This window comes from Halomonas sp. DP5N14-9 (genome assembly GCF_019802175.1).
Classification (GTDB): Bacteria; Pseudomonadota; Gammaproteobacteria; order Pseudomonadales; family Halomonadaceae; genus Halomonas; species Halomonas litopenaei.
On record NZ_JAHVHR010000029.1, the window covers coordinates 250,177 to 276,104 of the forward strand.

Consider the following 25,928-nt stretch of genomic DNA (forward strand, 5'->3'; position numbering starts at 1 on the left):
CTGTGGCGGCTGGCCCTTGCCGCCTGTCGTTAGATAGAGCCAATAGCGGGTGCGTTAGTCGGTAGGGGGGGGGGTTATGAGCTCTCGATATTTTCCCGGTTGCATTCCACATCCAGCTACGAAGAGCCCTATTTAGTTGCAGAAGATGGGGTTTGTTGGCCGTTTGATAATATACGAGACATTGCAATTAATAATTGCTGTCATGCATAGTTAAATGATATGTTCTCATTGTCACGAACGGTTTTTGTGGGTTTTTTTCTAAATCTGTTTCCACAAATATTAGACTTCCCCCAATAGATACAATTAATAGTCCATCTTCTTCAATTGCTACCACCTCCCCAGTTAGCTCAATACTATCTTTCCCTTCCTTTATTTTTGGTTGTTTTGAGTTTGCTCCAAGTATTGTTGATCCCCACCAGAGTTTCTCGTCAATATCTATCTCAACATCATAATTCTCGTTTTTTATTGGCATATTTCCCAGCCATATAGCCTTCCCTCTTCCTAAGGGGCTGGCAAAGTTAACAAAAGTATTTTTATTGAGTACTTTGATCTCTTCGATTTTTACATTCATCGCGATGTCTTTCTCTGTGGAACCCTAATAACAGTGTTATCTACATTCATAACATTGTTTTCTGTATCCAGCGACCAGGTTTCTTCGTGATAATGATGTTTGGTGGAGGAACTATTCATTTCATGGGAACCGTAACGGATACTGCGAGCACCATCTGAAGATACGATTCTATCGCGGTCGGGAGCACCCGTTCGAGGATGAATATCAGTGTGAGGTCCCGGACCCAAAAATTCGTCCCATCGGTCTGTTGCGTCCTCTGGTTTGACAGGTTTATTACTGTAGGTCTCATTGTGGTAACCCCGCCGAGGAACCCCCGAATCAGGACAGTTACACCCATTGTCCCTACTCAACCCCAGCGGATCCACCCATCCTGTCGGATTGGGGGCGTACATGTACAGGTTTTCGCCGCCGGCCAGTCCTATCGGGTCCTGGGTGGTGAAGCGTCCCGTCTCTGGATCATAGTACCGATGGCGGTTGTAGTGCAGCCCGGTTTCTTCATCCAGGTACTGGCCCTGGAAGCGCAGGGGGTTGTCGGTGGTGCTGGGGTTGCCGTGGCCGTCACTGGCCTTGGTGAGCTTGCCCCAGGCGCGGTAGTGGCCGACCCAGGCGAGTTGCCCATCCTGCCCGGCCAGCTCCATCGGGGTGCCGAGGTGGTCGGTGTGGATGCTGTAGAGCGTCGGCTCGGTTGACTGGTATTCGGTATAGAGCACCGCGCCGGTGGCGCTGCGGGTGTGGACGGCCTCGAAGCGGTTTTCGAGCTTGGCGGCGGGCACGAAGCTGTCGGGTTCGAACAGGTAGACCACCCGCCGTTCGGGGGTGAGGCCGGGGTACTCGAGCCGATGGCAGCGCTGGGCGATCGGTAGCGAGTGCTGCCGCTCGGGGTTCTCGCGGGCCAGTTCCAGGCGTTCGGGGCGAAACAGCGGCGGCAGGCCACCGACAAAACGCTCTTCGCTTTGCAGCAGGTCACCGTCCCAGTTGAACACCGTCAGCTCACTGGGCTGGCCCTGGCGGTTCACCTCTTTCCACACCCGTCGGCCGAGGCCGTCGTAGGCGTAGCGGGCGCGCATGCGCGGCACCGTGTCATCGCCCGCGGCGGGGGCATGGGGGTAGTGGCAGGCCTCGATCAGTCGGTGTTCGGGGTCGTACTGGTAATGCCAGGTCTCGCCGCTGGGGGCGATGCGTCGGGTCAGGTTGCCGCTGGCGTCGTAGTGGTAGTGGGTACCGGCGTAGCGCTTGAGCAGGTTGCCCATGGCCGGTGACAGGCTGGCCGGTGCGCCAGGGCAATCGAGGCGAATGCGCTCCTCGGACCCGTGGTCGAGGTGATCGCGGGGGCGTTCGTGTCGCCAGCGGGTGGCGTCGGAGGGCGGGGTGTTGCTGCCGTTTTCGCTGGTTCGTTCTGGCGGCACGGGATCGACCAGATTGCCGGCCGGGTCGAAGGCGAACACTTCCTCAAGCCCTGGGGCGCTTGCCTGGCGCAGCCGGCCCAGTGGGTCGTAGCCGTAGCGGGTGGTGCCACGCAGGTTGTCGTCCACCTGGCTGAGCAGGCCGTTGGCGCTGTAGTGCCACTGGCGCCTGACGGTGGGGTGTCGGGGGCGGTCCTCGACGGATGCTTCGAGGGTGCGGATGTGCTGCTCGATCAGGTGTCCCAGCGGGTCGAAGCGTGATTCGACCTCGCGGCTGCCCTGGTGACGACGCACCTCGCGGTGCAGGTCGTCGCGCTCGAAGGCCATCAGCTCGCGCTGGTCCAGGGTCATGGCGTGGACATGGCCGGAGCCATAGCGCAGCCAGGCCAGGGTCTGGCCGTCAGGCAGGGTGGTGGTCTCGCGGTTACCCAGGGCGTCGTGGGTGTGGCGGGTGACGCTGGAGTAGTCACCGCCGTTGGGCAGCTGATGACGCTGCACCTCGGCGATCAGGTTGTCGGCGGTGTCGAAGTGAAAGCGCGTCTCGCTGTGGCGGCTGGCGGCGCGGGTCAGGCGTCCCAGCGGGTCGTAGCCGTAGCGGGTGGTCAGCGCGGGCTGGCCCGGTCGCTGGCTCTCGCGCTCCAGCACCCGGCCCATGGCGTCGCGGGTGAAGGTGGTGACCAGCTCACCTTCGCGACGCTCGATCAGGGCGCCGCCATCGTCGTAGCGGTAGTGGCGGGTGCGCCCGTCGAAGCCGGTGTCCTCGATCAGTCGTCCACCGCCGTCGTAGCGGAACTGCCAGCGATCGCCGTTCTGGTTGGTCAGCGCCGAGAGCCGCAGCAGGCGGTCGTAGTGGTAGGCGAAACGCTGGCCCATGGGGTCGCGGCGCTCGATCGGCTGGCCCTTGCCATTGTAGCGATAGCGGGTGCGCTGCCCGGTGGGATCGAGATACTGGGTAAGCCGGCCATCGCCGTCGTGGGAGAAGTGCTCGATGGCGCCGTCGGGGTGCTCGACGCTCAGCAGCAGGCCGGTGGCGTCACGGGTGTAATGGGTGCGATGCCCGGCGGCGTCACGGCGCTCGATCAGCCAGCCGCGGTGGTCGTAGCGAAACTGGGTGGTCTTGCGTGAACAGTCGCTGGCACTGGTCAGCCGACCCTGGTCGTTCCAGCGGTACTGGTAGGTATTACCGGCGGCGTCGGTCATCGCCGTGAGCAGGCCGCGCGCGTTGTGACTGAAGGTGGTGACACGCCCGCTCGGGGCGATTTCTTGCAGCGGCAGCCCGCGTTCATCGAAGCGCAGCGAGCGTTCGCGTCCGTCAGGCTCGGTGACGCGCACCGGCAGGCCCTGGTCGTCGTAGTCGATGCGGGTGCTCAGGCCCTGGGGATCGACCGTCTCGATCAGCCGACCCTGGTCGTCATAGCGATAGTGGGTGGTGCGTCCCTCGCCGTCGATATGGCGGTTCAGCCGGCCGTGCTCGTCCCAGCGCCAGTGCTCGCTGCCCAGCGCCGGGTGGAAGGGGTGAGTGATCGACTCGATCTGGTTGTGATCGTTGTAGCGGTAGAAGGTCACCACGCCGTCGGCGTCGGCGTCGGTGACGCGGGTGTACCACAGGCCGCGATGGTACTCGAAGCGGGTGTCCTCGCTGCCGTCTTCCAGGCGGTTGCGTACGCAGCGCGCCTCGTGAGCGGCGGGCAGGGCGCCCTCGGCCTTGCCCGGCCAGTCCCACTCGAGCTACACCGCCAGGCCACTGCGGTGGGTGTAGCGGGTGACCAGATGGTGCTGGTGGTGGGACTAGTGTTCTGGCAGCAACCCCATCTGCTGCAACGTCGTCTCTGTCATTTGGCTTTTCTCCACGTGTTCTGGCTTTGTGGTATCGAACCGCTCCTCCGTCGTGACAATGAGTGTACCAACATCCGGCAGATACTCATCATAAGCGAGAAACGGTAGTTGCCCAGAAATATCAACGTCTGGCACCACCGCCATCCAGCCAACGTGAGCCCTATGGGGAAAAACCAGATGGTCCATATATGAAAGTGGGCATGCGCTAAGCCAGACGGGTGCTTTGCTTCTTGCGATTGCTTTACATATCTTCGCAAATGCCCGCACTTCATCTCGGCCATGATGATCTTGCAGTAATCCTATTTCTAGGTTAAACCGAGCTGGCCTACGCTTGGTTCCGCCAGATAAAGAGCTAAATGCGATCAGCGAGCCTTCTCTTTCGTTTGCTGGGCCGCGAGCGGGAACTTTCTGTGACCACGCGTGAAAAGAAATTCCTTTGATGTTTTCTCGGGGGGGGATCGGGTCCAATTTCATCTTTCTGATAGAACTGTAGATAATTTGTTCTTTGTCATTGATTGGGTTCAAGTAGACTACAGTATCTGGAGTGGCTTTGGCAAGATAATACCAATCTTTCAGGGCGTGATCTATGCCCCTAATTGAATTGTTAAAGTCCATCCACGTGACATATACGCTATCTGGATCTGAGTAATTCATGTCTTGAATGAAAAAATGGGTGACGTGGATTTTCTCTAACATGCTTTTGGCCTTGGATGTTGTGAAGCTAGCGAGTCATAGAGTCTGAATATGGAAGAAATTGGCATTCGATGCCTAATCTACTTCCTTTAAAAAGTTTTCGGAAATAAAGGTAAGTTGGATGAGCCGAGAAGTACCATCTCAATGTTGCCGGCGGGATGCTATCTTCGATAGCATCAATCTGTGATTGAGCCTCAATTCTGAAGCTATCTATCGTACTGATCATAAATGGTATATCTTTTGGCTGCCAAATTTTACCTTTTTTGATCAAGAATTTATCATACCCCTTCTTGGCTTCCACCAAGGTGCATGAGTTAGACCAAAACCCATCAAAATCGACGCCGTTATACTTCCACTCCTGTAACCTTCCGTTCGCCATGCCGAAGAATGGACCTCCCCCCATATTGGCGATAAATAGCTGGTAGAAGACCCAGTCACCACCGCCTACCTGATAGTTTCGACTATATGGCTGATGAATGTATCCGTCTCTTGGCTTGCAGTCGTTACAATCTTCGCACTCTTTGGTACGCACGCCAACATCGGTTGTCGAGCCGGGAATGGGTTTAGCGTCCTGGTTCTCCTCTGTCTCTCCCTCCCCTTTAGCGTTCGGTTCGGCGACATCACCAACGTCTCCAAGATCCTCTAGATCTGTCTCGTCATCACTGACGATTGCGATGTACACTACTGCCGCGACGGCAACCGCTCCCGCCGCCAGCCATGCAGGGGGGCCACCCGCCAAGACAAGCGGCGCGGCGGCGGCGGCTGGTGCTGTCATTTTAGTCTCCCTGTCTTCGTTATAGTTGGGCGAAATGCCAATAATGAGAACAGATCCATAGCGACCAAGTCTGTCGTATCGCTACTTTTCTGAAAGTGCTCTTTCATGTATGCAGCATTGCGCAGTTTGGGGGCGCTAACGCCATAGAGCATGTACTTGAAAACAAGGGCCTTCTTGGTGAGACCGAGAACAACAGCCGTTGTGTATCCCTCGCTCAATCGCGATGACAGGGTGTCGTGGCCAAGCTTGTCGTAGATGCGAGGCAGTTTATTCCGGAAGACGTCGAGAGCTTCTTGCACCATGACGGCTTGATCTGAAATCCGCAGTCGCCGTTCCTGATCCGGAGTTAACTCAAGCATGTCAGGTTTCCTTGACGATCAAACAGCTGGCGTCGGCAATCCAGCCGTACGCTCCAGTAGTGGACCGGGCCCATTAGGGCGGTGATCTGCTCCGCTGTCAGCAGGTTCATCAAACGTCGCCAGACCGTTGGGTCGTAGTAGCGCAGCAGGGCTAGAGCGCCATCGGGCAAGCGCATGTCCAGCTGGGCCTTGAGGTGGCGGTAGAGGGTGACGGTCCCTTCCTGTGTGCTCCAAAGCCAGGAAAGGGCGGGCACGCGCTGATCCAGATCGATGAGTTGGTCGCGCTCCGTGGCGCAAAGCGCGCTCCAGGCGATCAGGTGAGGCGCGATGTGGGTGAAGGCCTGCTCGGGTGTGGCTTGAAAGAGGCTGCGCGTCTTGCGCCGATCATGCAGGCCGAGGACGAACGACTGGGTCTTGGCGGAGATCGACAGATCGACCAGTACGTGGCCGTCGAGCTGTTCTGCCTCTGCCTTGGCCAGCATCTTCAGTAGCAGAGGGTCGGCCTGCATGGGCATGATATTCACCGTGAACTCCCTTTCAGCGGCGTAGATAGGTGGTGTTGCGCGTCGCTGCATCCAGCAGGCAGCTATAGCAGATGGGCTTGCGTGGCAGGTTGTCGAGGCTGTAATTCAAGCTCGTGGGCCCGCCAAACAGGTGCTGGCTGCCCTTGACGTCGATAGTGCCGGGGGCGTGAATTTCGATGTCGCCGCCCTTGAGTCGGATATAGCCGCCACCGCAGGTCAGCAGCACTTCCTCGGCAGCGGCAATGTGCACGGCGTCTTCGGTGGAGGTGATGCTGAGCTTTTTCTCTGCTGTGAGCGCCATCTCGTCGCTCTGGGCCTGCACCTCGACCTTGCCCTGGGCAGCGAACAGCTTGATCCCGGCGCGCTGGACAAACAGCGACAGCCGGTCGGCGATGCTGGCGACCAGGCGTTTGCCGGCGGCCAGGTTGATGTCTTCGCTTGCGGTGACGCTCAGCGACTTGCCCTGGGCCAGGTGGGTGGACTGGGGGGTGCTGATGGCGATGCCCGCCGGGGAGGCCAATTGCAGCCAGGGCTCCTTGAGTCGCGCGGCCTCGCCACGCCCACCTTTGCTTGCCGTTGTCGCACTGCTGCCGTCGAAGGCTGTGGCAGAGTCGGCACTACCGTGGCGCCCCTGGGCGTCGTCGCTGGCCTTGTGCAGGTCGGTGCGGCTGGCAAGCGCCTCGGCGTCGTGGTCGACAGCGCTGTCGCTGAGGCTGTCGGCAAGCTGCCAGGCGCTTTGTAGCTCGCGCCAGGCGGGGCGCATGTCGAGCTGCTCACCGTTGGCACCCAGCTGTCCCCAACTGCTGACCAACAGGCCCTGGTTGGCGCGCACGGCGCCGTAGGCGTCGGTGCGCAGCTCGAAGCCGGTGCCACGAAAGTCGCCGCGGGTATTGCCGTGCTGGTGGATCAGATAGCCGAGGTTCAACTGGCTCTTGGCGTGCTCGGAGTTGAGCCGCACCCGCTCCTGGTCGGTGGCGTCATCGAACACCAGCTCGTTGTACTTGCCACCGCGATAGGTCTTCGACTTGAAGCCCGACAGCAGGCCGTTGGAGTGCCATTCCGGACGTTCATCGCCGTTGTAGACCCGACCGGTGATCAAGGGGCGATCCGGGTCGCCCTCGAGGAAGTCAACGATCACCTCCTGGCCGATGCGCGGGACAAAGACCGCCCCCCAGCCGGCGCTGGCGTTGGGCTCGCTGCCCCTCAGCCAGCAGCTCGAGCCAGCGTCGTGATGACCTGATGTTTCCCGCCCCAGCCTGTCCCAGTGAAACTGCACCTTGACCCGGTTGAGCCCGTCGGTGTGGATTTCCTCGCCTTCCGGCCCCACCACGGTGGCGGTCTGGGGGCCACCCATCACCGGTCGCGGATGGTCGAGGCTCGAGCGATAGGGCAGGCATAGGCGCTGGGTCTCGATATCGACCAGATAGTGGCCGGTGCCGGCGCGCTGGTAATCGTCACGGTGGAGGCTGGAGTCTTTATCAGAGAGTTCCTGGCCGTGGGCGCGACGCGCTTGATCGAGCTGTTCCTGCAGGCTGCCGGGCAGGGTCGACAGATGCGCCGACACCGGCAGGGCGTTCTCGGCATGCACGGTGAGGCCCAGCACCAGAAACTCGCGCTCGCTGTCGTCGCCGCGCTCATGTTGGCCATGCTGGGTCAGGGTGAAGTGGCCGCCTACCTTAAGCTGGCGGGCGCCACCGGCGCCATGGAAGCGCTTGGCGCGGGACTCCAGGGCTTCCAGGCGATTGACCGCCAGCCGTTCACCGCGATGGTGGTCCGGGTAGTAGTACTCGCCGGGATAATCGTAGACCTCGGTGTCCGGCAGGTGGCCCTGGTCGCGGATGGTGTCCTGGGTGTGGTCGCTGGGGTGGCGGGGCTGCTTGTAGTTGAAGGTGGCAAGGCTTACTCGGGTGGGCTGCTGCTGACGGCGCCCGCCCCACTGGGTCAGGGCGTCCTCGGCCTCGGTGGCGGCCTGGCGGTGGAAGCGAATGGCCCGGGGGGCGACCGCCGGGCAAGTGTCAACGCTGTCGGTGATCACCAGGCAGTGATCGCTGGCTGCATCAATCGCGGATCCTGAATGTGCCCCCGCGCCTTCGCCATGGCGGAAATAGAAAAACAGTCCTTCTTGTTCCATCAACCGGTTGACGAAGTGGAAGTCGCTCTCTCGGTACTGCACGCAGTAGCTGCGCGCGGGGTAGTCGCGACGAAGATCAAAGCGGTAGTGCCCCTTGGCGATCTCGTGGCCCTGGAACACCGCCTCGATCACCTCGGTGACGTTCTTGTCCTGGAAGGTGCGGCTGTCACGACCGAGGCTCAACAGGGATAGCCAGGGCACCAGCACCAGTTGGTAGTAGTAGACGCCACCGTCTTCGCCGAGCAGGGCGGCGGTGTCGACCAGGCCAGAGAGCGGACGGTAGCCGCCGTCGGCCTGGCGGATCTCGATCAACGCCGGCTGGGCGATCAGCGACTTGAGCTCGATGTCGCCGCGCTGGGAGATCACGTCGAGGGTGTAGCAGAAGGGGCGCGAAATGGCCTCTTCAGCGACCAGGCGATGAGGGATCAGCGATTGCCCGGCCAGATGAAACTTGAGCAGGCGCTGATCCTGACTCAGTGTGACGTCAAAGGCACCCAGCAGGTCGCTTGGGCGATACGAGGACCAGGAGGGGTCGTCCATGCTCAGCACCCTCCTGCCAAACGTGCCCACTCGGTGGGCGCCGATGGAAGACGCAGTGATGCGCGAAAATGATGGGGAGCAGATGGCATGGCGGTTCCTCCCTGAACGATTCCGTCAGTCCGAATCTGGAGGATCTTACCGGCGGGACGGGGCCCGGGCAGCAGGGGAAAGGCGTTTTCAGAAAGGGCTTACGCAGGAAAACGATATGTCGAGCAAGCTGTGCCTTGGCAACACCGCAAACCGGGCATTGAAGGAGGCGGTGCACGCCGCTTGGGCCCTGAATGGCGGCTTGTGGTTTGCAGTGCCGCTGCGCTGGATCCCGGGTGTGCCGTGTGAATGCCACCCTATGCAATCACACGGCCAGGCCGCTGCCTGAATCCTGGAGGCGCAGCCCTAGGGCGAAGAGGTCTGTTGTTTGGCGTTTCCGCTGGATGTGCCTTCGTTGTCATCGGCGCGTTCGCGCTGTTGTCTGGCCAGCGCCCAGATCTTCTCGTCAAGCTTGGCCTCGAGCGCCTTGAGTCGCTCTGACTGATTTGCCAGCAGGCGCCTCTGCTCTTCGATACGCTCGTTGAGCAGGTCTACCTCGTGGCCTCGAGCGCGCAGGTTCTCCTCGGCTCGCGAGCGCTCCATCTGCGTCTCGCGGTGGCGCTTTTCCTCTTCTGACAGTTCGCCCCGAAGTGCCTGAAGCTGCTGCTGCAACACCTCCTGGCGCTGATCGGCCTGCTTGAGCCGCTGGGCATGGGCCTTTTCCGCACTTTGTCGTTCCTGGCGTGCCTCGTCCAGCATGGCCATCAGCCGCGCCTCGGCGGCCTCGTGGCGCTGTTCTTCCTGGGCCAGGCGCTCGCGATGCTGCTTCTGCTGATCATCCAGTGCCTGCTGGTATTCCCTGCCTTCACGCTCCTTGTCCTGCTGCAGACGATCAAGCTGCGCTTCGAGCTGGGTGGCGCGCTCGCCTTCCTTGATGAGCTGCTGCTCCAGCGCTTGATTGGCGCTCGCCAGCCTTGCCGATTCCGAGGCCGCCTCCTGCAGGCGCTGCTCCATGGATGACAGATGGGCCGACAGGGCGCTTTCGCGCTGTTCGGCGTCCTCGGCGCGACGATCGGCGGCGGCCACCTTTTCAAGCGCGCCTTCCACGTTGCGATCGGCCTCCTGGCGATAGTGGGCCAGGTTTTCCGCCGCCGCCTCCTGGGCCTTGCTCCAGAGCTCTTCGGCCAATCCCTGAAGCTCCACGGGCATCCCCTGGGGGGGCGGAACGTCTCGTCGCTCTTCCCGGCGTGAACGCCATTCGCGCAGATGCTCGCTGATGGTGGTGAAGCTGCCGGTGCCGAGTATCTCTCGGACCTTCTGAACGCTGGGGGCTTCCTGCTGCTTGAGCAGGGTATCCACCGCTCGTTGAACGTCGTCGTAGGTGATCCCGGTACGGGCCATGAAGCTCTCCTTGTGCGGTGGTCGATTCCGCCAGCGGCTGATCATGCCTGAATGCCCCCTCGCTCGCCATGCTCCGGTTCGCTTTCTGTGACACCCGTTGGCACTGCCGTGCGGTGACGTCACGTGAGCGGTGCTCACATTCCTGCGAACCCCTGCCTGCTCCGTGAGGGGGCGGCTGATGCCGCCAGCCATCATTTCCATTAAGCAAAGGCGATAGTACGTGTAATTACATAACGCGTAAATACGTACCAATATTTATGATAAGCGACATTAAATCAAGATTACGCGCCTTATCTTGAATTTACGCATCTACAGGGGCAGACTAAAACGATCAGCGCTCGCTGCGGATGCATGGGAGAAGCTGGCGTCGTATGGCGCGGGAAGGGCTGCGGCGAGTTGGTTGCAGCGGTAGAAACGGCGTGATTTCTCGTTGATGTCGAACAAGGGCGCGTAGAGAGCGTCTATGGGAGAAGTTCTTGTCCGGACAACATATAATGTAAAATCAATGTGTTACACGATTACCTTTTTCGCCTGCGAGGCGGCCTTTGGCTAGCCTGGAGCAGGGAAAAACGAGACCAGGAAAGAACGCGGGCATGGCAGCGCCAGGCCGGGGAAAAGCGAGAGCTGAGAATGGCTAGATCAGAGAAGGGACAGAATAGAGAGCGGCAAAAGTAGAGAAGCACGAGGGCGGGAGAGGGCGGGCAGGTGAGTAGCGGTCAAGCCACCCTGACAGCAGGGCATCAGGGGTTATGCCCACGCCACTTGGCATAAGCTGCCGTTCCAAGCGCCAGAATGATCAGCGGCGAAGCCACGAACAGGAACGTCTTCAGGGATTCGAGAATACCCGGTGTCATACGTCCTCCTCAGAGGAAAACCTCTTCTTAGTAGTGATTCCGAGAGCTGCACAGCCAATCCCCAGCAGCACCCCCGCGAGCGAAAGGAGTGCGGGTATCTGAGACGTGAACAGGCCGCCCATGACACTGAGTGCCGCGATGGTGGCACCAACCCGGTCAACGAAGTCCCCGAAGCCACGGGCAACGAAATGCTGGTTGTGACTCATGATCGATCTCGACGGCTCCCTGTCGTTCATACGTCAGCATACCCGAGACACCCAGATACCGGCGCAACCAGGCTGCGCGCTATCGCGTTCTCGCACATTGGCCGCGCACAACCGGATGTGGCCATTGGTGTCTTGAGCGGCCAGCTGGTCAGCTGGTCAGCTGGTCAGCTGGTCAGCAGGACTTTTTATCTATTCAGCCGCGCCAAGCGACGACACGCAATGGCACAAGCCAATGGGCAGGTCATATGAGCAAGATACCTCCGGTACAGGCACAGGACGGCAGGGCGATCGTCGGCAGCACGCCGGGGGGCACCCTGGTCGAGGGCGAATTACCGTCTTCGTCGTCCCCGCAGGCCCTGATCGAGGCGGAAGATGACTGGCAGGCGGTGGCCCACTGGCTTGCCGAATACGCCGGCAGTGCGCAGACCCAGCGCGCCTACCGCCGCGAGGCCGAGCGGCTGCTGCTGTGGCTTGAAGAGCGCCGCCTTTCGCTGGCCCAGATGACCCGGGCTCACCTGGATGAGTTCGAGGTGTTTCTCGCCGACCCGCGCCCCCGTGAGCAGTGGGTAGGCCCGGTCAGGCCGCGTCAGGATCCCCGTTGGCGGCCGTTTCGCGGCCCACTGTCGCCGGCAAGTCGACGCCAGAGTCTGGTGATCCTGCAAGGCATGATGGCCTGGCTGGTGGAGGCGGGCTGGCTGTCGCGCAACCCGTTTCGACTGATGCGCGACAAGCGCAGGCGACTCAACAATGGCCAGCGGCGTGTCGAGCGCTATCTGGAGCGTCCGCTGTGGGACTGGTTATGGGCCTGGCTCAATGAGCCACTGAAGCCAGGTGCCGACCGACGAGCCAGATTTCTCTGGACCAGGCGGCGACTGGTGTTCGGCTTTGCCTACCTGCTGGCCCCGCGGATCAACGAGATGAGCCAGGCGCGCATGGAGGATCTGGTGAGGCGGGAAGGGCGCTGGTGGTGGCAGGTGGTTGGCAAGGGCGGCAAGTTTGCCGAGATTCCGGTGCCGCCCGACATGATCGAGCTGGTCCGGGAGGCGCGGACGCTCTACGGCGAGCCGGCCGATCCCGCCGGGGATCCAGCGCCACTGTTGAGACGCCTGGATGGTAAGACCGCGCTGGGTGACAACCAGTTGTACCGACTGATACGCACGACCTTCAGCCAGGCCGCGGGCTGCCTGGAAGAGCAGGGCGGGGATCCCCAGGCGGTGGCACGGCTACGACAGGCTACGCCGCACTGGCTCAGGCATACCGCTCTGACCCATCAGGCCCAGGCGGGCGTGGAGCTTCGTTATCTGGCGCAGTCGGCACGTCACTCACGCCTGGAGACGACGTCACGCTACCTTCACACCGAAGACGAGGAGTGGCATCGCCAGCAGTCGCTGCACGGCCTTGGCCAGGCAGAAGGACCAAGATGGGGTCAAGGGAAGGGGGGAGAATAAGGAATGAAGAAACAGCCCCCCCCTGGACAGGTTTCTGGCTGAGGGCGGCTAGCAGAGCCCGCCAATGGAGCCAACCAGGCAATCCTAGTGCTCGAGGGGGTCGCGCTTTCGGGCGATATAACGATTGGCGTGCTCGGTGAGCGCCTTGACGTCGGACTTGTAGCCACGGTCGAGTCGGTAGGCGGCCACCGCCAGCGCCAAGGTGGCGCCCAGCATGATCAGCATGGCGATATGGAATGTCATCACTTGTCCCTCCAGGTGAGCAGGGCCTTGGCATAGGATGCCACGAGTGCCAGCCCAAAGCCAACGAAGGCGCCCCAAAGCGGTTTGGCCGTGCTGGCCACCACCAGCGTCGCCCCCGAGCTATCCTTGTCGGCGAAGAACAGCGCAATCAGCGAAAGTGCGCCGACGGTTGTGCCCGCGCGATCGGCCAGATCCAGCAGATTGGTAAGGATGGCCGCTCGCTTGGCCCGCCGCTGGGCAGCCAGGTGAGCGATGATTTCTTCCAGCTGCTGCTGCGTCAGGCCTCGCTCGGAGGCCGGCGTGCCGGTCTTGTCGGCCCGTGACGAGCCCAGATACTGGTCGAGCTCCTTTTCCAGTGCATCGAGTCGTCTATCACGTGAGCGATGCGGGCCCTGTCCTTGGGGGTCTGGCGCTTGCATGTCGATCTCTTTATGTAGCTTAGGCGGCGAGCGACAGCGAGTGCTCCGTTGTCACCCGCTCAGGGCGAATTCTAGCATGACGCCTGGCCGGGTTCTCCGAACCGGGGCTGACCGGGGGAGGACGACGGCGGGGCCTGGCAGGTATAATCCTGGCAGCATTCTAGGGAGTCACCATGACCACGACGAGTACCGCAGAACAGGCCCAGCAGGAGCTGCTGGAAGAGTTTGAACTGTTCGACAACTGGATGGACCGCTATCAGTACATCATCGACATGGGCAAGGCACTGCCGGCCTTCCCCGATGAGCACAAGCGTGACGAGCTGAAGATTCAGGGCTGTCAGTCCAATGTGTGGATGCACCACGAGCGCCAGGGCGACACCCTGCACTTTGCCGCCATCTCGGACGCCGCCATAGTGTCAGGGCTGATCGCTGTGCTGATGCGCATCTACAACGATCGAAAGCCCAGCGACATCCTCGCCACCAGTCCGCATTTTCTCAAGGACCTGGGCCTCGACAAGCACCTGTCGCCGACCCGCAGTAATGGCCTCAACGCCATGCTCGAGCGCATCTATCGCGTCGCTGAGCAGGAAGCCGCCTGACCCTTGAACCCTGGGCGTCGACGAGGCGCCCGCGTCAGTCCGCTGATCTCGAGTCGCTGTCGCCGCGCACCTCAAACCGCTCGTCGAGCTCCGGATCCTGGCGGCACAGCCTCTCGCTGGGCCCGCCAGGCACAGGATCGATGCCGCCCTTGGCGCCAGGATGGCAGCGCAGAATACGCTTGAGCGCTAGCCAACCGCCCCGTATCGGACCGTGAACCGTTATGGCTTCGTGACTGTAGTGCGAGCAGCTTGGCCAATAGCGACAGCGTGGGCCCAGAAATGGGCTGATGACACCCTGGTAGAGGCGAATCAGCGCCAGTAACGGCCATGCCAGCCAGCGCTCTCGGAGTGATGGCTCCTGCGCGGGGGGCGATCGATCATCGCGCCCACGGCCGCTGTCAGCCCCGGCCGTCGCCGGTGACTCAGGATCCCTTGGTGTAGAGCTCATCGGGATCGATCAGCGCAGCGCTGCTGATGCGGGCGCTGTCAGCTTCCAGGGACAGATAGAAACAGCTGCGACGGCCGGTATGGCAGGCCGGACCGGTCTGCTCGACCTGCAGCAGCAGGGTATCGCCGTCACAGTCCAGCGACGCACTCTTGAGATGCTGCTGCTGGCCGGAAGACTCGCCCTTGCGCCACAGCTTGGCGCGGGAGCGGGAGTAGTAGCATACCCGGCCAGTGCGCAGCGTTTCCTCCAGCGCTTCCCGGTTCATCCACGCCATCATCAGCACTTCGCCGCTATCGTGCTGCTGGGCGATGGCCGGCAGCAGGCCATCGCCGTTGAATCGCACATTGGCCAGCACCTCTTCGAGAGAATGACGGCTATCGCAGGGTTCGCGCTCGAGGCGTTTGAGCAGGTCGGTCATGGGGCTCAGGTGGCGTCCTTGGGGGTGGAAGAGGATGTATTGACTGGATCAGCGGTGGCGTCGGCACGCTCCTCGGCACCATCGTTGCGGCTGCCTTGGCAGGCCTGGCACAGGCCAAGCAGTTCGATGGTCTGGCGCTGTACCTGGAAGCCCAGCGTCCTGGCACGGGTTGCCAGTTGCTCGTTGATCTCGTCGAGGTGCAATTCCTCGACGCGCCCGCAGTCCCGGCAGATCAGCAGCTGGAAGCGATGGGCATGCTCGGGGCAGGGGCAGGCGACGTAGGCATTGAGCGACTCGATGCGATGTACCAGCCCCTGTTCGATCAGGAACTCCAGCGCACGGTACACCGTCGGGGGGCGCGCGGCGGCGTGATCCTTGGCTAGCCGATCCAGCAGATCGTAAGCCTTGAGGCCACCGCTGGCCTCACCGATCAGTTCCAGTACACGTCGCCGGATGGGGGTGAAACGCACGCCACGATGTGCGCAGTGAGCTTCAGCCTGTTGTAGCAGGGCGGTTTCGGTCATGGGGTCCAATATTCACGAAGCGGCAACCTAGTCTACGCGCTGGCCCGCCGGCGGGCCAGACACGCGAAACTGTCAAATGGCTTCTGCCGGGGCTTCCTGCAGCTCGCCCTGGCGGGCGAAGTGGTGCTGGGCGAAGGCCACCCGCTCGGCAGCGCTGCGCTCCTCGGTCTGCGCCTCGATCAGATCGAGGCGTCGCCGCAAGCCTTCGCCATTGGCCATCTGGATCGCCAGGCCAGGGCGGGCGTTCAGCTCGAGCAACATGGGGCCGCGGTCACGATCGAGCACCATGTCGGTGCCGAGATAGCCAAGCCCGGTCATCTCGTAGCAGCCGGAGGCGAGCTCAAGAAGGGTGGTCCAGCCAGTGATCTGCAGGCTGGCCAGTTCGTGACCAGTATCGGGATGATCGGTGCGCGAACGGTCGAACTGGACGCCTCGTACGGCGCGCCCGCTGGCGATATCGATACCGACGCCCACCGCGCCCTGGTGCAGATTGGCCTTGCCGTCGGAGGCGGCGGTGGACAGCCGCATCATCGCCATCACCGGGTAGCCCTTGAACACGATGACACGGATATCCGGGACGCCTTCGTAGGTGTAGGCAGCGAAGGTGGTATCGAAGTTGATCAGCCCCTCGACCAGGGCAACGTCCGGGGAGCCCCCAAGCGAATAGAGCCCCGAAAGGATATTGGAGACGTGGCGTTCGACATCCTCGATATCCAGCTCCGCGCCGCTGGGCTTGATGAAGTGCTTGCCCTCGACGCGCTCGATGACCAGGATGCCCTTGCCGCCGCTGCCCTTGGCTGGCTTGATCACAAAACCGTTGTGGCCCGCCAGCATCTCGCTGATGTGCTTGACACTAAACTGGGTCGACACCGTGCCGATATGCTCCGGCGTGGTGATGCCGTATTCCTGTGCCAGCAGCTTGGTCTTGAGCTTGTCATCCACCAGCGGATACAGCTTGCGACTGTTGTAGCGACCGATGTAACGGATGTTACGCCGGTTCATGCCGATGATGCCCTTGGCCTTGAGCTTGCCGGGACTGGTCCAGTTGAGCATGGCTCAGTCCTCCGTGACCGGCTTGAAACGACGCAGTTCGAGCAGCCGGTAACCGGTGTAGTTGCCCAGCAGCAGGATCAGCGCCATCAGGATGAGCTGCAGGCCGAGGAAGTTGAAGGTGATGTGGCGAATCCAAGGATTGTTCATCGCCAGATAGGCCAGTACCGCGGTCAGCAGGCTGCCGCCGCCCTGGATCAGCACCTCCTTGGGGCCTTCTTCTTCCCACAGGATCGACATCCGTTCGATGGTCCAGGACAGGATGATCATCGGGAAGAAGGTGATCGTCAGGCCCGCATTGAGGCCAAAGCGATAGGAAAGCACGGTGAAGATCGAGATGATCGCTATCACCGTTATTATCACCGCCGTCACCCTGGCCACCAGCAATAGATTCAAGTGTGACAGATAGCTGCGGATGACCAGACCGACGGCCACCACCAGCAGAAACCCGACCAGGCCGGTGAGCAGGGTGGTCTGGATGAAGGCCAGGGCAATCAGTACCGGCATGAAGGTACCGGACGTCTTGATGCCGATCAGCACCCGCAGCAGCACCACCACCAGCGCACCGATCGGGATCAGCAGGATCGTCTGGAACAGCGCCTGCTCCTCGAGCGGCAAGCTGTGAATCGAGAAGTTGAGCAGGGTATCGCTGTCCTCGGCGAGCTGGCTGCGCACTGCCGCCGCGGCGGGCTGATTGCGTACCAGCATGGAGAAGGAAATACGTGAATCGCGACCGCCTTCCACCTCGAGCACGGCATTGCCAGCGCTTTCCCACATCAACAGGTTGTCGGGCTTGCCCTGTTCGCCGGTGGCCGGATTGAACAGCGCGCGCTTGTCGCCGTCATAGACCTGTATCCACGAGGTCAGGCTCTGGCGCCGACGGCCGCTGTCGAGCATCAGGCCACTGACCTCACGGGCGGAAACGCCGGCCTGGTTCAACAGGCGCACGGCTAGCGGCACACGATCGAACTGGGTCAGCAGTAGCCTGGCATTTTCCCCCTGGCGGTCATCGGCGAATTCGCTCAGCAATTCACGGGCGAAGGTAAAGGCGTCGGACGAGCGTGCCCAGGCGCGGTCGATCACCTGCTGGGCGGCGGTGTCGTAGGGACGCTCCCAGGCGACATCGGTCACCGGCGGCGGCGGGGGCGGAGCGGTTGCCTTGCGGGCACCTTCGGTCACCAGTACCTGGGCGGTGTAGTAGAGGCGCTGATCGCCCACCGCCTCGCGGGTGGACCACTCGGCGCGACGTGCGCCGTTTTCCTGCAGGAACGCCAGGCCATAACCCGGCGAGGCGGTGTGCTCGGTCAGCACACGAAAGCCGGCCTGAGAGGAGGGCAGGGCCATGTCCACCTTGGCCGGCTCGCCCTGGCCATCGAAGGTGACCTGAGCCTCGATTTCCCAGACCTGGCGCTGTTCACCCGGCGTCCAGGGGACCTCGAATTCCACGTGGCGGTGAATGCTCATCGCGATGCCAACCACCATCAGCAGGGCGACGATCAGATAAAAGGGCAGTCTGGACATGGGTCTTCCTTAATCGGGAGCGAAAGGCCGACGCCCCGAGGCGTCGGCACACAGCGTTATCTCAGGGCTGTTCCTGATCATCACGATCGGCCGCTTCCTCGTCGGCGGCTTCGCTGGCCGATTCCCCTCCTGGGAATTCGGGACGGTCGTGCAGGTAGTGGCGTGCCACGTCGATGACGGCGATATCCAACAGGAAACGACGGCCAAGCAGGACGGGATAGCTCAGGTGGGTGCGGTCGTTGAGGGTGAATTCGACCTGTTCACGCAGCGGGCCGAGGGTCATCAGCAGGCTGACCACGGGGCGGCTTTCTTCACCGTTGGCCTGGACGATGGTCACCTTGCGTTCTACCGGTGCCTCGATCCATTCATCGCGCACGGCCTCGACCACCGAATCCTCTTCATTGAGGCCCAGCTTGAAGCGCACCCATTCGTCACCATCCCGTTCGAAGGTGGTGACATCGGTAGCGGACAGCGATGAGGTGTTGGCCCCGGAGTCGATCCGCGCCTTCAGATAGGTGCCCACATCGGGCAAGCCAACCCACTCGCTGCGACCCAGCAGTTCCTTGTTGTCGATACCGGACTCGGTGCTGGCCTCGCACTGCGTCGTCCGAGGACCGGGCTCCGTGCTGCCGCGCTCGAGCCCGGCCAGATCCTGGCGTACGCCGCGCAGCAGGCTACCGACTTCGCGGATATCCGCGGTCATGCGGCGATCCTGCGCCGCCTGTTCACTGAGCATGTCGTGGGTCAGGTCGCAGCGTCCCGCCAGGCGCGTCTCGAGCCCTCGGATCTCGGCGTGGAATTCCGAAGGCGTGAGAGGCTCAGGAGGAGGCGGAGCGTCGACCGGTGCCAGAGCACAGCCACCGAGCATCGCGACGGCGGCCAAAGAAAGAAAACGAGTCGGTCGGAGGGGCATGACGCTAGCGTCCTTGTATCGGCATCGACAAAAATGGTGTGACTCGACAAGACCACTTCCGAGGAAGCTAATCGAACGAGACAAATTGAAGCGATGATAAGGAGCGACGCCAGCGCTGTCCATGCTGGGGCCGGGTTGATCACGCCTCAGGTGCTCCGCTGTACTGCTGAGAACCGCCCACAATCCCGAGCCCCCACCCCTGGAAAAGCGCAAGGGTGTCTACTGGGCGGGGCTCATGTCTACCTCATCAGAAATCGGGACAATAGAACCAAGGAGTTGCCTGAGTATTGTCGGCTACACAAGTCCCTATACACGCCCCTGGGCATTCCGCTTCCACTATGCAGAACCTTTCGTGCTTTGCTGAAGCTAGCACGAGGCTGACTACAATAACGCAACAAGATAGCGACAGAGTCGACTACAAGGTTCAACGTTCTCGTCGGAGCCCTCGCCATGGATAACAAGATTCTTGTGGTAGTGACCAGTCACGCCAAGTATCCCAATCATGATCGAGCCACGGGTCTGTGGCTAGGTGAAGCCGTGCATTTCATCGATCATGTCGAACAGGCTGGCTGGACCTGCGACATCGCAAGCCCCAAGGGGGGCTATACGCCCATCGATCCCCACAGTCTGGCGGCCGCCGAGGCGATTGACTGGGACTACTATCAGAACAAGGACTTCATGAACCGCTTGGGTACGACGCTGGCCCTGGACGAGGTCAACGCAGCGGACTATCGGGCAATCTATCTGGCGGGCGGGCATGGGGTCATCTGGGACTTTCCGGGCAGCGAGACGCTCCAACGCCTGTGTCGGGACATCTACGAGGCAGACGGTATCGTATCCTCTGTGTGTCACGGTACCGTGGGCTTGCTCAATGTGACCCGGGATGATGGGGAATACCTGATCAAGGGCATGAAGGTGACCGGCTTTTCCAATCACGAGGAGCACCTGGCCAAGCTCGACGACATCGTGCCGTTTCTTACCGAAACGGAGCTTGTCGAGCGTGGCGGGCTCTATTTGAAGGCGGATCGCGCCTGGGAGCCATTCGCCGTAGTCGATGAGCGGCTGGTCACCGGGCAAAATCCAGCCTCGGGCCGACGCGTGGCCGAACTGGTGCTGGAAGCGTTGGGCGACTGATCACCGTCGGTCAGCAAGATCTTTTCTATCCGGACATCACCATGGCAGCCAGACATCGTCAGGGAAGACGCACGATAGCGATTATCGTCACCACGGCGCTGGTCGCCGGACTCGTCATGGGGTTCTACGCAGGAAGCCGTTACCAGCTCTGGCATCTCCAGGACGCCTGCCTGGATGCCGGAGGACGGGTTTCAGACGACGGTGTGGCACGATGTGACATCGAACGTGAGGTTCCTGCCAGCTAGCCTGTGCTCGCAAGCGGAGAGGAAGCGTCGCTGGGTTGTGCAGGATGGAAAAGCAGCCAGACGATCGACATGGAGGCCGCAAGCGCCAAAGGGGAAAGGGGAGGCAGCAGAGCATCAGAGGCTTGTCCGGGAGAACCGGCAAACACCTCATTTAACATAATATAGATTATGCGAACCCGCGGTTATGGCCCATGGCCTTGACGCATGGCGGTCAAGACTGATCCGCTGATCCTGGGCATGAGCCTCCAGAACCTGGAATCCGTCACTGTCTCTATCTGCCTCGAACTCGACGGTAGCTCCCCGCCGAGCCCAACGGATTCAGATCATCGAATTGGCATCCGTGTATGGCGGCCACTCACATTCACACGAACACGACCTGACGTTCTGGTGGCCGGCTGTCACTCAGCCCTTTTCCTTAACTCAGCCCTTTTCCTTGAACCGCTGGTAGGTCTCCCGGGCGCGCTCCAGGTGTCGGGCCATGGCGGCTCTGGCGGCGTCGGGCTGACGTGACAGGATGGCGTCGAGCACGTCCTGATGCTCGGCTTCCACGCGCTTGAGATAGGTGCTGGTGGAGTCGGTGTTGACCTCGCTGGTCGCCAGCTTCGAGCGTGGAATGGCGCTCAGGTTGAGCTGCTCCAGCGCCTGGGGAAAGAACGGATTGTGGGTGGCCCTGGCAATAGCGTGGTGGAACTCGAAGTCCTCGTTGCGGGCCTGGCTACGCTGCTGACGGGCCTTGACGAAGGCCGCATGGGTATCACGCAGGCGAGTCTCGTCGTCGGCTTCGAAGCGCTCGGCGGCCAGCGCCGCCGCAGCGGGCTCCAGATTAAGCCGCAGCTCGATGACATGCAGGATGTCTTCGACGGTGGTCGGACGAATCCGCTTGGCTGGCATGGCCTCGGCCGGTGCGGCCCGGATCACCGTGGTGCCGACGCCACGCCGTGCCTCGACCAGGCCCAGCGACTTGAGGTGAGCCACCGCCTCGCGAATCACCGTCCTGCTGACACCGAAGGAATCACACAGGCCGCTTTCTGTCGGCAGCTTCTCGCCGACGGCGATGGTTCCGGCGGTGATCAGACCTTCCAGCTGGTCGGCCACGTTCATCGACAGACTGCCTTCACGCGTCAGCTTCTTGACATTTAGCGGTGCCGGTTCCGTGCGGGGTGCTGGCTTGGCTGCCATGGTCGATTCCTCTTCAGTTCGCGTGGCGATGACGCGACGTGCCGCAAAGCGCTATCACTGGGCTACTTTTCAGGGCTATTTATCAGGGCTGTATATCAGCACTGACTATCAGGACGCCAGTGTATCAAGGCGATGGCGTCAGGTCCCCGGTGTCACGCTGCTCGATCCTCTGTTCCTCTGTCCCTCTGTCCCTCTGCCAGTGCCGGAGACGGATGCCTGGTGGCTTTCCGCAGCGATTCAGCGGCTATTTATCGTCAGGGTGGCCCTGGCCTGCAAACTTGCCGCCCTGGAAGCGCACCGAAGGGTCATCGGGAGCCAACCGCCCTCCCCTGGCCTCGATCTCGGCACGCCAGGGTTCCGAGCTGTCCTTGGGCACCCAGCCCAGAAAGCCTGCTTCGCGATTGTCCCACCATTGTTCGGCGTTGTTGGAGGCGCCGTAGACCACGGTGTAGCCCAGTTCAGGGACGCAGAAGGCGCGCTCGAGCAGCGCCACGAAATCCTCGACGCTCATCCAGGTGGCCAGCATGCGTGCATCGGCGGGCTCGGGAAAGCAGGAGCCGATACGCACCGCCAGGGTTTCGACCCCGAACTTGTCGAAGTACAGGCTGGCGAGGTCCTCGCCGAAGCCTTTCGACACGCCATAGAGCGAATCCGGGCGTTTCGGCACCTTGGCGTCCAGCCGCTGATGCTGTGGGTAGAAGCCGATGACGTGGTTGGAACTGGCGAATACCACCCGCGGCTTGTCATGACGGCGCACCGCCTCATAGAGGTGATAGGTGCCCATGATGTTGGCCGGCAGGATCTGCTGCCAGGAACGCTCCACCGATACACCGCCCAGGTGGATAACACCATCGCAGCCTTCGACCAGGCGAGCGACAGCATCGACGTCGGTCAGGTCTGCCGTGACGATCTCTTCATGGCGGGTGTCGTGGGTCACGTCCTGGTCGACGGCGACCATGTCGGACAGGCGGACCTCCTTCGCCAAGCGACTCAAATGAGGTCTCAGAGCGGTGCCCAGGCCCCCGGCGGCGCCGGTGACCAGCAGTCGATTCAACATGTCAGAATTCCTTCTCGGGTGTCGTGTCTCGTGTCTCGTGATACGCGCCTTCAGCGACCGAAGCCGTACAGTTCGGCGGGATTGTCGACCAGGATGCGTTGGCGCTGCTGCTCATTGGCCCAGGCCAGCAGTACGTCGAGCTGGTCAGGGTCGTCGGGGTACTGATCTCGCGGGACACCAACATGGGGCCAGTTGCTGCCCCAGAGGATGCGTTCCGGGGCGTGGTTGATGACCCGCCGGGCGATGGCGCCGACGTCGTCGTAGTCGGGCCCTCCGCTCAGGCTGGTTTCATAACCAGCGCAGATCTTGAACCAGGCGTTGCCGCGATCGAGCAACCTGAGAATGGCGTCGACGCGAGGATCATCGTCCGGCACCGGATCGATGAACTTGCCGATATGATCGATGATGTACGGGCACTCGATACGTTCCAGCATCGGCAGGTGCTGGTCGAGCTCGCGGCCATTGAACTGCACCATCAGGTGCCACCCAAGGGGCGCGATCAACGGCTCGACCTCGGGCAGGCGAGCCAACGGCATGGCGCCTCCGCCCAGGTTCATGATGCGTGCGCCGCGCACACCTCGGCCATGCCAGTCTTCGAGGGTTTTCAGCGGGGTGTCAGGACTGACGGCGGCGACCCCGCGGGCCTTGTCCAGGCCCAGTTGATCGAGCGAAGCAAGCAAGGCGCCATTGTCGAACTGATAGGCGTTGGACTGGGTCACGACCACCCTGTCGAGCCCCATCCAGCGCTGGAAGCGCCGGAGATCCTCGACGGTTGCCAACTCCTTGATCGGCGGCCCGCCTGGCTGGCCTTTGTAGCCATCGAGGAAGAGATGAATATGGCAATCGGTGGCGCCGGCGGGTGCCTTCAGCCTGGGCGCGCGCCCTTCCAGCGGACGGGTATTGGCCGGTATCACTGTCTTGTCTCCTTGAGGGCGAAACGTGTCAGGGCGTCGCGATCGATCTCGATGCCAAGTCCAGGGCCGTCGGGGATATCGACCCAGCCCTGATGATGCTCCAGCGGCTGGGTAACAATGGCCTGACGGAAGGGATTGTGGGTCCGATCGAACTCCATGATGGGTTCGATCGGCTCACGTCTGGGCGGATTGGGCGGTAGCGCCGCCATGGCCTGAAGGCTGGCGGCGATGCACACGGCGGTGCCCCACACATGGGGAATCAGACGCACGCCATGAAGCGCCGCCATATCCACGACGCGCCGCATCTCGGTGAAGCCGCCGACGCCGCATATGTCGGGCTGGCAGATATCGATGGCGCGACTGGCCAGCGGCTCCTGCATGGCGTAGCGGCCATGCCAGTTCTCGCCACTGGCGACCGGTAGAGGCTGGCCATCGCGCACCGCGCGATAGGTATGAATCTGCTCCGGCAGTACCGGTTCCTCGAACCAGTCGACGTCGTAAGCCGCCGCCCGCTTGCCGACCTCGAGGGCCTCCAGCAGGTCATAGCCGTGGTTGGCATCGATCATCAGACGCCGATCGGGACCGATGGCCTCGCGCACGGCGGCGATGACCCGAAGATCTTCCTCGACGTTGAAGCCGATCTTGATCTTGACCCCGTGAAAGCCCTCCTCGGCGTAGCCCGCCACCTCCGCGGCGATATCACTGACCCGGTCCACACCATCGCGACGAAAGGAGCCGGTGGCATAGGCCTGGATGCGTTCGCGAAAACGCCCTCCCAAGAGCTCCGACACGCTGGCACCGTAGTGCTTGCCCTTGATGTCCCACAGCGCGATGTCGATGCCGCTGAGGGCGGTCATGGTCAGCCCCCGCTGGCCCTGCTCACGCAGCCGGTTGTAGAGCACGAGCCACAGTCTTTCATGCTCCAGCGGGTTGGCGCCGATCAGAGTGTCGGCGTAGGTGGCCACCACCGCGGCGTTGGCCTGGGCCGGACCGAGGCACTCCCCCCAGCCGACGGTGCCGTCTTCGCAGGTGATCTCCACCAGGCAGTGCTGGCGGCGTTCGAAGCGCATGGAAGCACTTTCGAAGGCCTGTTCAAGGGGATGATCCAGCAGATGGGTCTCGACCCTGGCGATCTTCATCGGTGTGCCTCTTTTCCTGTAGGTGGTCAGCGGTGTGTGGCGCCTCGTCAAAGGCTGGCTTGGCATGGTCGCCATCACTCCAGCATATTGGGCAGCGCCATGGACAGTGCCGGAACGTAGGTCACCAGCATCAGGGCGGCGAACAACGCCAGGTAAAACGGCCAGATGGTGCGAACGGTCTGTTCGATCTTGATCTTGCCGACCACGCTGCCGACAAACAGGCAGGCACCCACCGGCGGCGTGCACAGTCCCAGCCCCAGATTCATCATCATCATGATGCCGAACTGGATCGGATCCATGCCGAACTGGGCGGCAATCGGCAGGAAGATCGGCGTGCAGATCAGGATCAGCGCCGCCATGTCCATGATCATGCCGAGTGCCAGCAGGATCAGGTTCAGCATCAGCAGGATGGCGAGCGGATTGTCGGTGATCCCGAGCAGTGTGTTGGACAGCAACTCCGGCACGCTATACAGGGCGAGCAGATAGGAGAACGCCGAGGCGCAGCCGACCAGGATCATCACCAGTGCGGTGGTGCGCACCGACTGGTAGACCGCCTGCTTGAACGATGCCCAGCGCAGCTCGCGATAGACCAGTGCGGTGACGACGATGGCGTAGATGGCCCCGAAGGCGCCTGACTCGGTCACCGTCAGCACGCCAGACAGCACGCCGCCCACGATGATAACCGCGGTCAGCAACCCTGGCAGTGCGGCGGCAAAGCTGATCGCCAGCGCCTGCCAGCCCGGAAAGCGTTCGCCCTGGCAACCACGCTTGACCGCTACCAGATAGGCGGCCAGGGCCAGCAGGCCACACATCAGGATGCCCGGCACGATGCCCGCCATGAACAGCTTGGTGATGGACAGGCCGCCACCGGCCGCCACGGCGTAGAGGATCATGTTGTGGCTGGGCGGAATCACCACCCCGGCCACCGACGAAGTCACCGTCACGTTGACCGCGTAGTCCGCGTCGTAGCCCTTTTCCTTCATCACCGGAATCAGGATGGAGCCGAGCGCTGAGGTGTCCGCCACCGCGGAACCGGAAATCCCGCCGAACAGCATCGAAGAGGTCACATTGACCACCCCGAGCCCTCCGCGCACCCGGCCCACTGCGGCAGAGGCCAGGCGCACCAGGCGCTGGGAAATACCGCCGTGCAGCATCAGCTCGCCGGCGAAGATAAAGAACGGAATGGCCAGCAGGGAAAACACCGAAATGCCCGAGAGGATGCGCTGGAATGCCACGAACAGCGGCAGTCCCTCATAGAGAAAGCCCCCTACTGCTGCCAGTCCTACCGCAAAGGCCACCGGAGCGCCGACGGCCAGTCCCAGGGCAAAGAGTCCAAAAACGATAGCGAGTCCCATGC

General features: G+C 61.9%; 26 protein-coding genes. 5 read left to right on the forward strand and 21 right to left on the reverse strand.

Going from position 1 to position 25,928, the window contains the following annotated elements; translation table 11 throughout:
* Nucleotides 1–187 precede the first annotated feature (187 nt).
* The 7 genes from KUW00_RS16070 to KUW00_RS16100 form a co-directional block, all read right to left on the reverse strand.
* Nucleotides 188–571 carry a hypothetical protein gene (locus tag KUW00_RS16070; RefSeq protein ID WP_222569584.1) on the reverse strand — a complete coding sequence of 128 codons (384 nt, stop codon included), beginning with the start codon at nt 569–571 and terminating at the stop codon, nt 188–190.
* Nucleotides 568–3,543, reverse strand: coding sequence for an RHS repeat-associated core domain-containing protein (locus KUW00_RS16075; RefSeq protein WP_222569585.1), 2,976 nt, complete (start codon nt 3,541–3,543; stop codon nt 568–570). The genes KUW00_RS16070 and KUW00_RS16075 overlap by 4 nt, the downstream gene beginning before the upstream one ends.
* A 219-nt stretch (nt 3,544–3,762) precedes the next feature.
* Nucleotides 3,763–4,506, reverse strand: coding sequence for an Imm52 family immunity protein (locus KUW00_RS16080; protein WP_222569586.1), 744 nt, complete (start codon nt 4,504–4,506; stop codon nt 3,763–3,765).
* A gap of 25 nt (nt 4,507–4,531) precedes the next feature.
* Nucleotides 4,532–5,278, reverse strand: a complete 747-nt coding sequence (locus tag KUW00_RS16085) for a Tox-REase-5 domain-containing protein (RefSeq protein ID WP_222569587.1) — start codon at nt 5,276–5,278, stop codon at nt 4,532–4,534.
* Nucleotides 5,275–5,637 (reverse strand): hypothetical protein, encoded by a 363-nt coding sequence (locus KUW00_RS16090; RefSeq protein ID WP_222569588.1) that lies wholly within the window; start codon nt 5,635–5,637, stop codon nt 5,275–5,277. Before KUW00_RS16090 ends, KUW00_RS16085 begins: the two co-directional genes overlap by 4 nt.
* Entirely contained in the window at nt 5,625–6,152 is a 528-nt protein-coding gene (locus KUW00_RS16095) for a DUF4123 domain-containing protein (protein WP_222569589.1), read from the reverse strand. The genes KUW00_RS16090 and KUW00_RS16095 overlap by 13 nt, the downstream gene beginning before the upstream one ends.
* A 22-nt stretch (nt 6,153–6,174) precedes the next feature.
* Nucleotides 6,175–8,832, reverse strand: a complete 2,658-nt coding sequence (locus tag KUW00_RS16100) for a type VI secretion system Vgr family protein (protein ID WP_222569590.1) — start codon at nt 8,830–8,832, stop codon at nt 6,175–6,177.
* On the opposite strand from KUW00_RS16100, the gene KUW00_RS16105 reads away from it, so the two are divergent.
* Nucleotides 8,831–9,208, forward strand: a complete 378-nt coding sequence (locus KUW00_RS16105; protein WP_222569591.1) for a hypothetical protein — start codon at nt 8,831–8,833, stop codon at nt 9,206–9,208. The two genes, KUW00_RS16100 and KUW00_RS16105, sit on opposite strands and share 2 nt — an antisense overlap.
* Before the next feature lie 17 nt (nt 9,209–9,225).
* On the opposite strand, the gene KUW00_RS16110 is transcribed toward KUW00_RS16105, so the two are convergent.
* The gene (locus KUW00_RS16110) at nt 9,226–10,260 is read right to left on the reverse strand and encodes a DNA-binding protein (RefSeq protein WP_213227851.1); all 1,035 of its coding nucleotides are present in this window, start codon (nt 10,258–10,260) and stop codon (nt 9,226–9,228) included.
* Nucleotides 10,261–11,565: 1,305 nt separating this feature from the next.
* Between KUW00_RS16110 and KUW00_RS16115 the strand changes: the two genes are divergently transcribed.
* Nucleotides 11,566–12,768 carry a tyrosine-type recombinase/integrase gene (locus KUW00_RS16115; RefSeq protein ID WP_222569592.1) on the forward strand — a complete coding sequence of 401 codons (1,203 nt, stop codon included), beginning with the start codon at nt 11,566–11,568 and terminating at the stop codon, nt 12,766–12,768.
* A gap of 84 nt (nt 12,769–12,852) precedes the next feature.
* On the opposite strand, the gene KUW00_RS16120 is transcribed toward KUW00_RS16115, so the two are convergent.
* Both KUW00_RS16120 and KUW00_RS16125 read right to left on the reverse strand, forming a co-directional pair.
* Nucleotides 12,853–13,011, reverse strand: coding sequence for a hypothetical protein (locus KUW00_RS16120; protein ID WP_222569593.1), 159 nt, complete (start codon nt 13,009–13,011; stop codon nt 12,853–12,855).
* Entirely contained in the window at nt 13,011–13,430 is a 420-nt protein-coding gene (locus tag KUW00_RS16125) for a hypothetical protein (RefSeq protein WP_045992081.1), read from the reverse strand. The genes KUW00_RS16120 and KUW00_RS16125 overlap by 1 nt, the downstream gene beginning before the upstream one ends.
* Before the next feature lie 173 nt (nt 13,431–13,603).
* On the opposite strand from KUW00_RS16125, the gene KUW00_RS16130 reads away from it, so the two are divergent.
* Nucleotides 13,604–14,029, forward strand: a complete 426-nt coding sequence (locus KUW00_RS16130; protein WP_045992080.1) for a SufE family protein — start codon at nt 13,604–13,606, stop codon at nt 14,027–14,029.
* A 34-nt stretch (nt 14,030–14,063) separates the two neighbouring features.
* On the opposite strand, the gene yidD is transcribed toward KUW00_RS16130, so the two are convergent.
* The 6 genes from yidD to KUW00_RS16160 all read right to left on the reverse strand — a co-directional run bounded on the left by yidD (nt 14,064) and on the right by KUW00_RS16160 (nt 18,903).
* Complete coding sequence (gene yidD, locus KUW00_RS16135) at nt 14,064–14,363, reverse strand: membrane protein insertion efficiency factor YidD (protein WP_261392233.1); 300 nt, start codon at nt 14,361–14,363, stop codon at nt 14,064–14,066.
* A gap of 88 nt (nt 14,364–14,451) precedes the next feature.
* Nucleotides 14,452–14,895 carry a phosphoribosyl-AMP cyclohydrolase gene (gene hisI, locus KUW00_RS16140; RefSeq protein WP_045992079.1) on the reverse strand — a complete coding sequence of 148 codons (444 nt, stop codon included), beginning with the start codon at nt 14,893–14,895 and terminating at the stop codon, nt 14,452–14,454.
* A 5-nt stretch (nt 14,896–14,900) separates the two neighbouring features.
* Complete coding sequence (locus KUW00_RS16145) at nt 14,901–15,419, reverse strand: Fur family transcriptional regulator (RefSeq protein WP_108133629.1); 519 nt, start codon at nt 15,417–15,419, stop codon at nt 14,901–14,903.
* 72 nt (nt 15,420–15,491) lie between these two features.
* Nucleotides 15,492–16,472 (reverse strand): alpha-L-glutamate ligase-like protein, encoded by a 981-nt coding sequence (locus KUW00_RS16150; protein ID WP_045992077.1) that lies wholly within the window; start codon nt 16,470–16,472, stop codon nt 15,492–15,494.
* Between the two features lie 3 nt (nt 16,473–16,475).
* Complete coding sequence (locus KUW00_RS16155; protein WP_222569595.1) at nt 16,476–17,990, reverse strand: inactive transglutaminase family protein; 1,515 nt, start codon at nt 17,988–17,990, stop codon at nt 16,476–16,478.
* Between the two features lie 61 nt (nt 17,991–18,051).
* Nucleotides 18,052–18,903: an ATP-dependent zinc protease gene (locus KUW00_RS16160; protein ID WP_222569596.1), complete on the reverse strand. Its 852-nt coding sequence runs from the start codon at nt 18,901–18,903 to the stop codon at nt 18,052–18,054.
* A gap of 450 nt (nt 18,904–19,353) precedes the next feature.
* On the opposite strand from KUW00_RS16160, the gene KUW00_RS16165 reads away from it, so the two are divergent.
* Nucleotides 19,354–20,037: a type 1 glutamine amidotransferase domain-containing protein gene (locus tag KUW00_RS16165; RefSeq protein WP_222569597.1), complete on the forward strand. Its 684-nt coding sequence runs from the start codon at nt 19,354–19,356 to the stop codon at nt 20,035–20,037.
* 41 nt (nt 20,038–20,078) lie between these two features.
* Nucleotides 20,079–20,282 carry a hypothetical protein gene (locus KUW00_RS16170; RefSeq protein WP_108133625.1) on the forward strand — a complete coding sequence of 68 codons (204 nt, stop codon included), beginning with the start codon at nt 20,079–20,081 and terminating at the stop codon, nt 20,280–20,282.
* Between the two features lie 420 nt (nt 20,283–20,702).
* Here KUW00_RS16170 and KUW00_RS16175 read toward each other — a convergent pair whose 3' ends face one another.
* The 5 genes from KUW00_RS16175 to KUW00_RS16195 all read right to left on the reverse strand — a co-directional run bounded on the left by KUW00_RS16175 (nt 20,703) and on the right by KUW00_RS16195 (nt 25,926).
* The gene (locus tag KUW00_RS16175) at nt 20,703–21,461 is read right to left on the reverse strand and encodes a FadR/GntR family transcriptional regulator (RefSeq protein WP_222569598.1); all 759 of its coding nucleotides are present in this window, start codon (nt 21,459–21,461) and stop codon (nt 20,703–20,705) included.
* 244 nt (nt 21,462–21,705) lie between these two features.
* Entirely contained in the window at nt 21,706–22,518 is an 813-nt protein-coding gene (locus tag KUW00_RS16180) for an NAD-dependent epimerase/dehydratase family protein (protein ID WP_222569599.1), read from the reverse strand.
* Nucleotides 22,519–22,568: 50 nt separating this feature from the next.
* A complete protein-coding gene (locus KUW00_RS16185; protein ID WP_222569600.1) occupies nt 22,569–23,432 on the reverse strand; it encodes an amidohydrolase family protein in 864 nt (287 codons plus the stop codon).
* A complete protein-coding gene (locus KUW00_RS16190; RefSeq protein WP_222569601.1) occupies nt 23,429–24,571 on the reverse strand; it encodes a mandelate racemase/muconate lactonizing enzyme family protein in 1,143 nt (380 codons plus the stop codon). The genes KUW00_RS16185 and KUW00_RS16190 overlap by 4 nt, the downstream gene beginning before the upstream one ends.
* Nucleotides 24,572–24,645: 74 nt before the next feature.
* Complete coding sequence (locus tag KUW00_RS16195) at nt 24,646–25,926, reverse strand: TRAP transporter large permease (protein WP_222569602.1); 1,281 nt, start codon at nt 25,924–25,926, stop codon at nt 24,646–24,648.
* Nucleotides 25,927–25,928: the final 2 nt, after the last annotated feature.

Bases quoted from the DNA above. Each gene is read 5' to 3' on its own strand.
- KUW00_RS16070 (WP_222569584.1), bottom strand. From the start codon at position 571: ATGAATGTAAAAATCGAAGAGATCAAAGTACTCAATAAAAATACTTTT.
- KUW00_RS16080 (WP_222569586.1), bottom strand. From the start codon at position 4,506: ATGTTAGAGAAAATCCACGTCACCCATTTTTTCATTCAAGACATGAAT.
- KUW00_RS16085 (WP_222569587.1), bottom strand. From the start codon at position 5,278: ATGACAGCACCAGCCGCCGCCGCCGCGCCGCTTGTCTTGGCGGGTGGC.
- KUW00_RS16090 (WP_222569588.1), bottom strand. From the start codon at position 5,637: ATGCTTGAGTTAACTCCGGATCAGGAACGGCGACTGCGGATTTCAGAT.
- KUW00_RS16095 (WP_222569589.1), bottom strand. From the start codon at position 6,152: ATGCCCATGCAGGCCGACCCTCTGCTACTGAAGATGCTGGCCAAGGCA.
- KUW00_RS16105 (WP_222569591.1), top strand. From the start codon at position 8,831: ATGCTCAGCACCCTCCTGCCAAACGTGCCCACTCGGTGGGCGCCGATG.
- KUW00_RS16100 (WP_222569590.1), bottom strand. From the start codon at position 8,832: ATGGACGACCCCTCCTGGTCCTCGTATCGCCCAAGCGACCTGCTGGGT.
- KUW00_RS16110 (WP_213227851.1), bottom strand. From the start codon at position 10,260: ATGGCCCGTACCGGGATCACCTACGACGACGTTCAACGAGCGGTGGAT.
- KUW00_RS16115 (WP_222569592.1), top strand. From the start codon at position 11,566: ATGAGCAAGATACCTCCGGTACAGGCACAGGACGGCAGGGCGATCGTC.
- KUW00_RS16120 (WP_222569593.1), bottom strand. From the start codon at position 13,011: ATGACATTCCATATCGCCATGCTGATCATGCTGGGCGCCACCTTGGCG.
- KUW00_RS16125 (WP_045992081.1), bottom strand. From the start codon at position 13,430: ATGCAAGCGCCAGACCCCCAAGGACAGGGCCCGCATCGCTCACGTGAT.
- KUW00_RS16130 (WP_045992080.1), top strand. From the start codon at position 13,604: ATGACCACGACGAGTACCGCAGAACAGGCCCAGCAGGAGCTGCTGGAA.
- hisI (WP_045992079.1), bottom strand. From the start codon at position 14,895: ATGACCGACCTGCTCAAACGCCTCGAGCGCGAACCCTGCGATAGCCGT.
- KUW00_RS16145 (WP_108133629.1), bottom strand. From the start codon at position 15,419: ATGACCGAAACCGCCCTGCTACAACAGGCTGAAGCTCACTGCGCACAT.
- KUW00_RS16150 (WP_045992077.1), bottom strand. From the start codon at position 16,472: ATGCTCAACTGGACCAGTCCCGGCAAGCTCAAGGCCAAGGGCATCATC.
- KUW00_RS16155 (WP_222569595.1), bottom strand. From the start codon at position 17,990: ATGTCCAGACTGCCCTTTTATCTGATCGTCGCCCTGCTGATGGTGGTT.
- KUW00_RS16160 (WP_222569596.1), bottom strand. From the start codon at position 18,903: ATGCCCCTCCGACCGACTCGTTTTCTTTCTTTGGCCGCCGTCGCGATG.
- KUW00_RS16165 (WP_222569597.1), top strand. From the start codon at position 19,354: ATGGATAACAAGATTCTTGTGGTAGTGACCAGTCACGCCAAGTATCCC.
- KUW00_RS16170 (WP_108133625.1), top strand. From the start codon at position 20,079: ATGGCAGCCAGACATCGTCAGGGAAGACGCACGATAGCGATTATCGTC.
- KUW00_RS16175 (WP_222569598.1), bottom strand. From the start codon at position 21,461: ATGGCAGCCAAGCCAGCACCCCGCACGGAACCGGCACCGCTAAATGTC.
- KUW00_RS16180 (WP_222569599.1), bottom strand. From the start codon at position 22,518: ATGTTGAATCGACTGCTGGTCACCGGCGCCGCCGGGGGCCTGGGCACC.
- KUW00_RS16190 (WP_222569601.1), bottom strand. From the start codon at position 24,571: ATGAAGATCGCCAGGGTCGAGACCCATCTGCTGGATCATCCCCTTGAA.
- KUW00_RS16195 (WP_222569602.1), bottom strand. From the start codon at position 25,926: ATGGGACTCGCTATCGTTTTTGGACTCTTTGCCCTGGGACTGGCCGTC.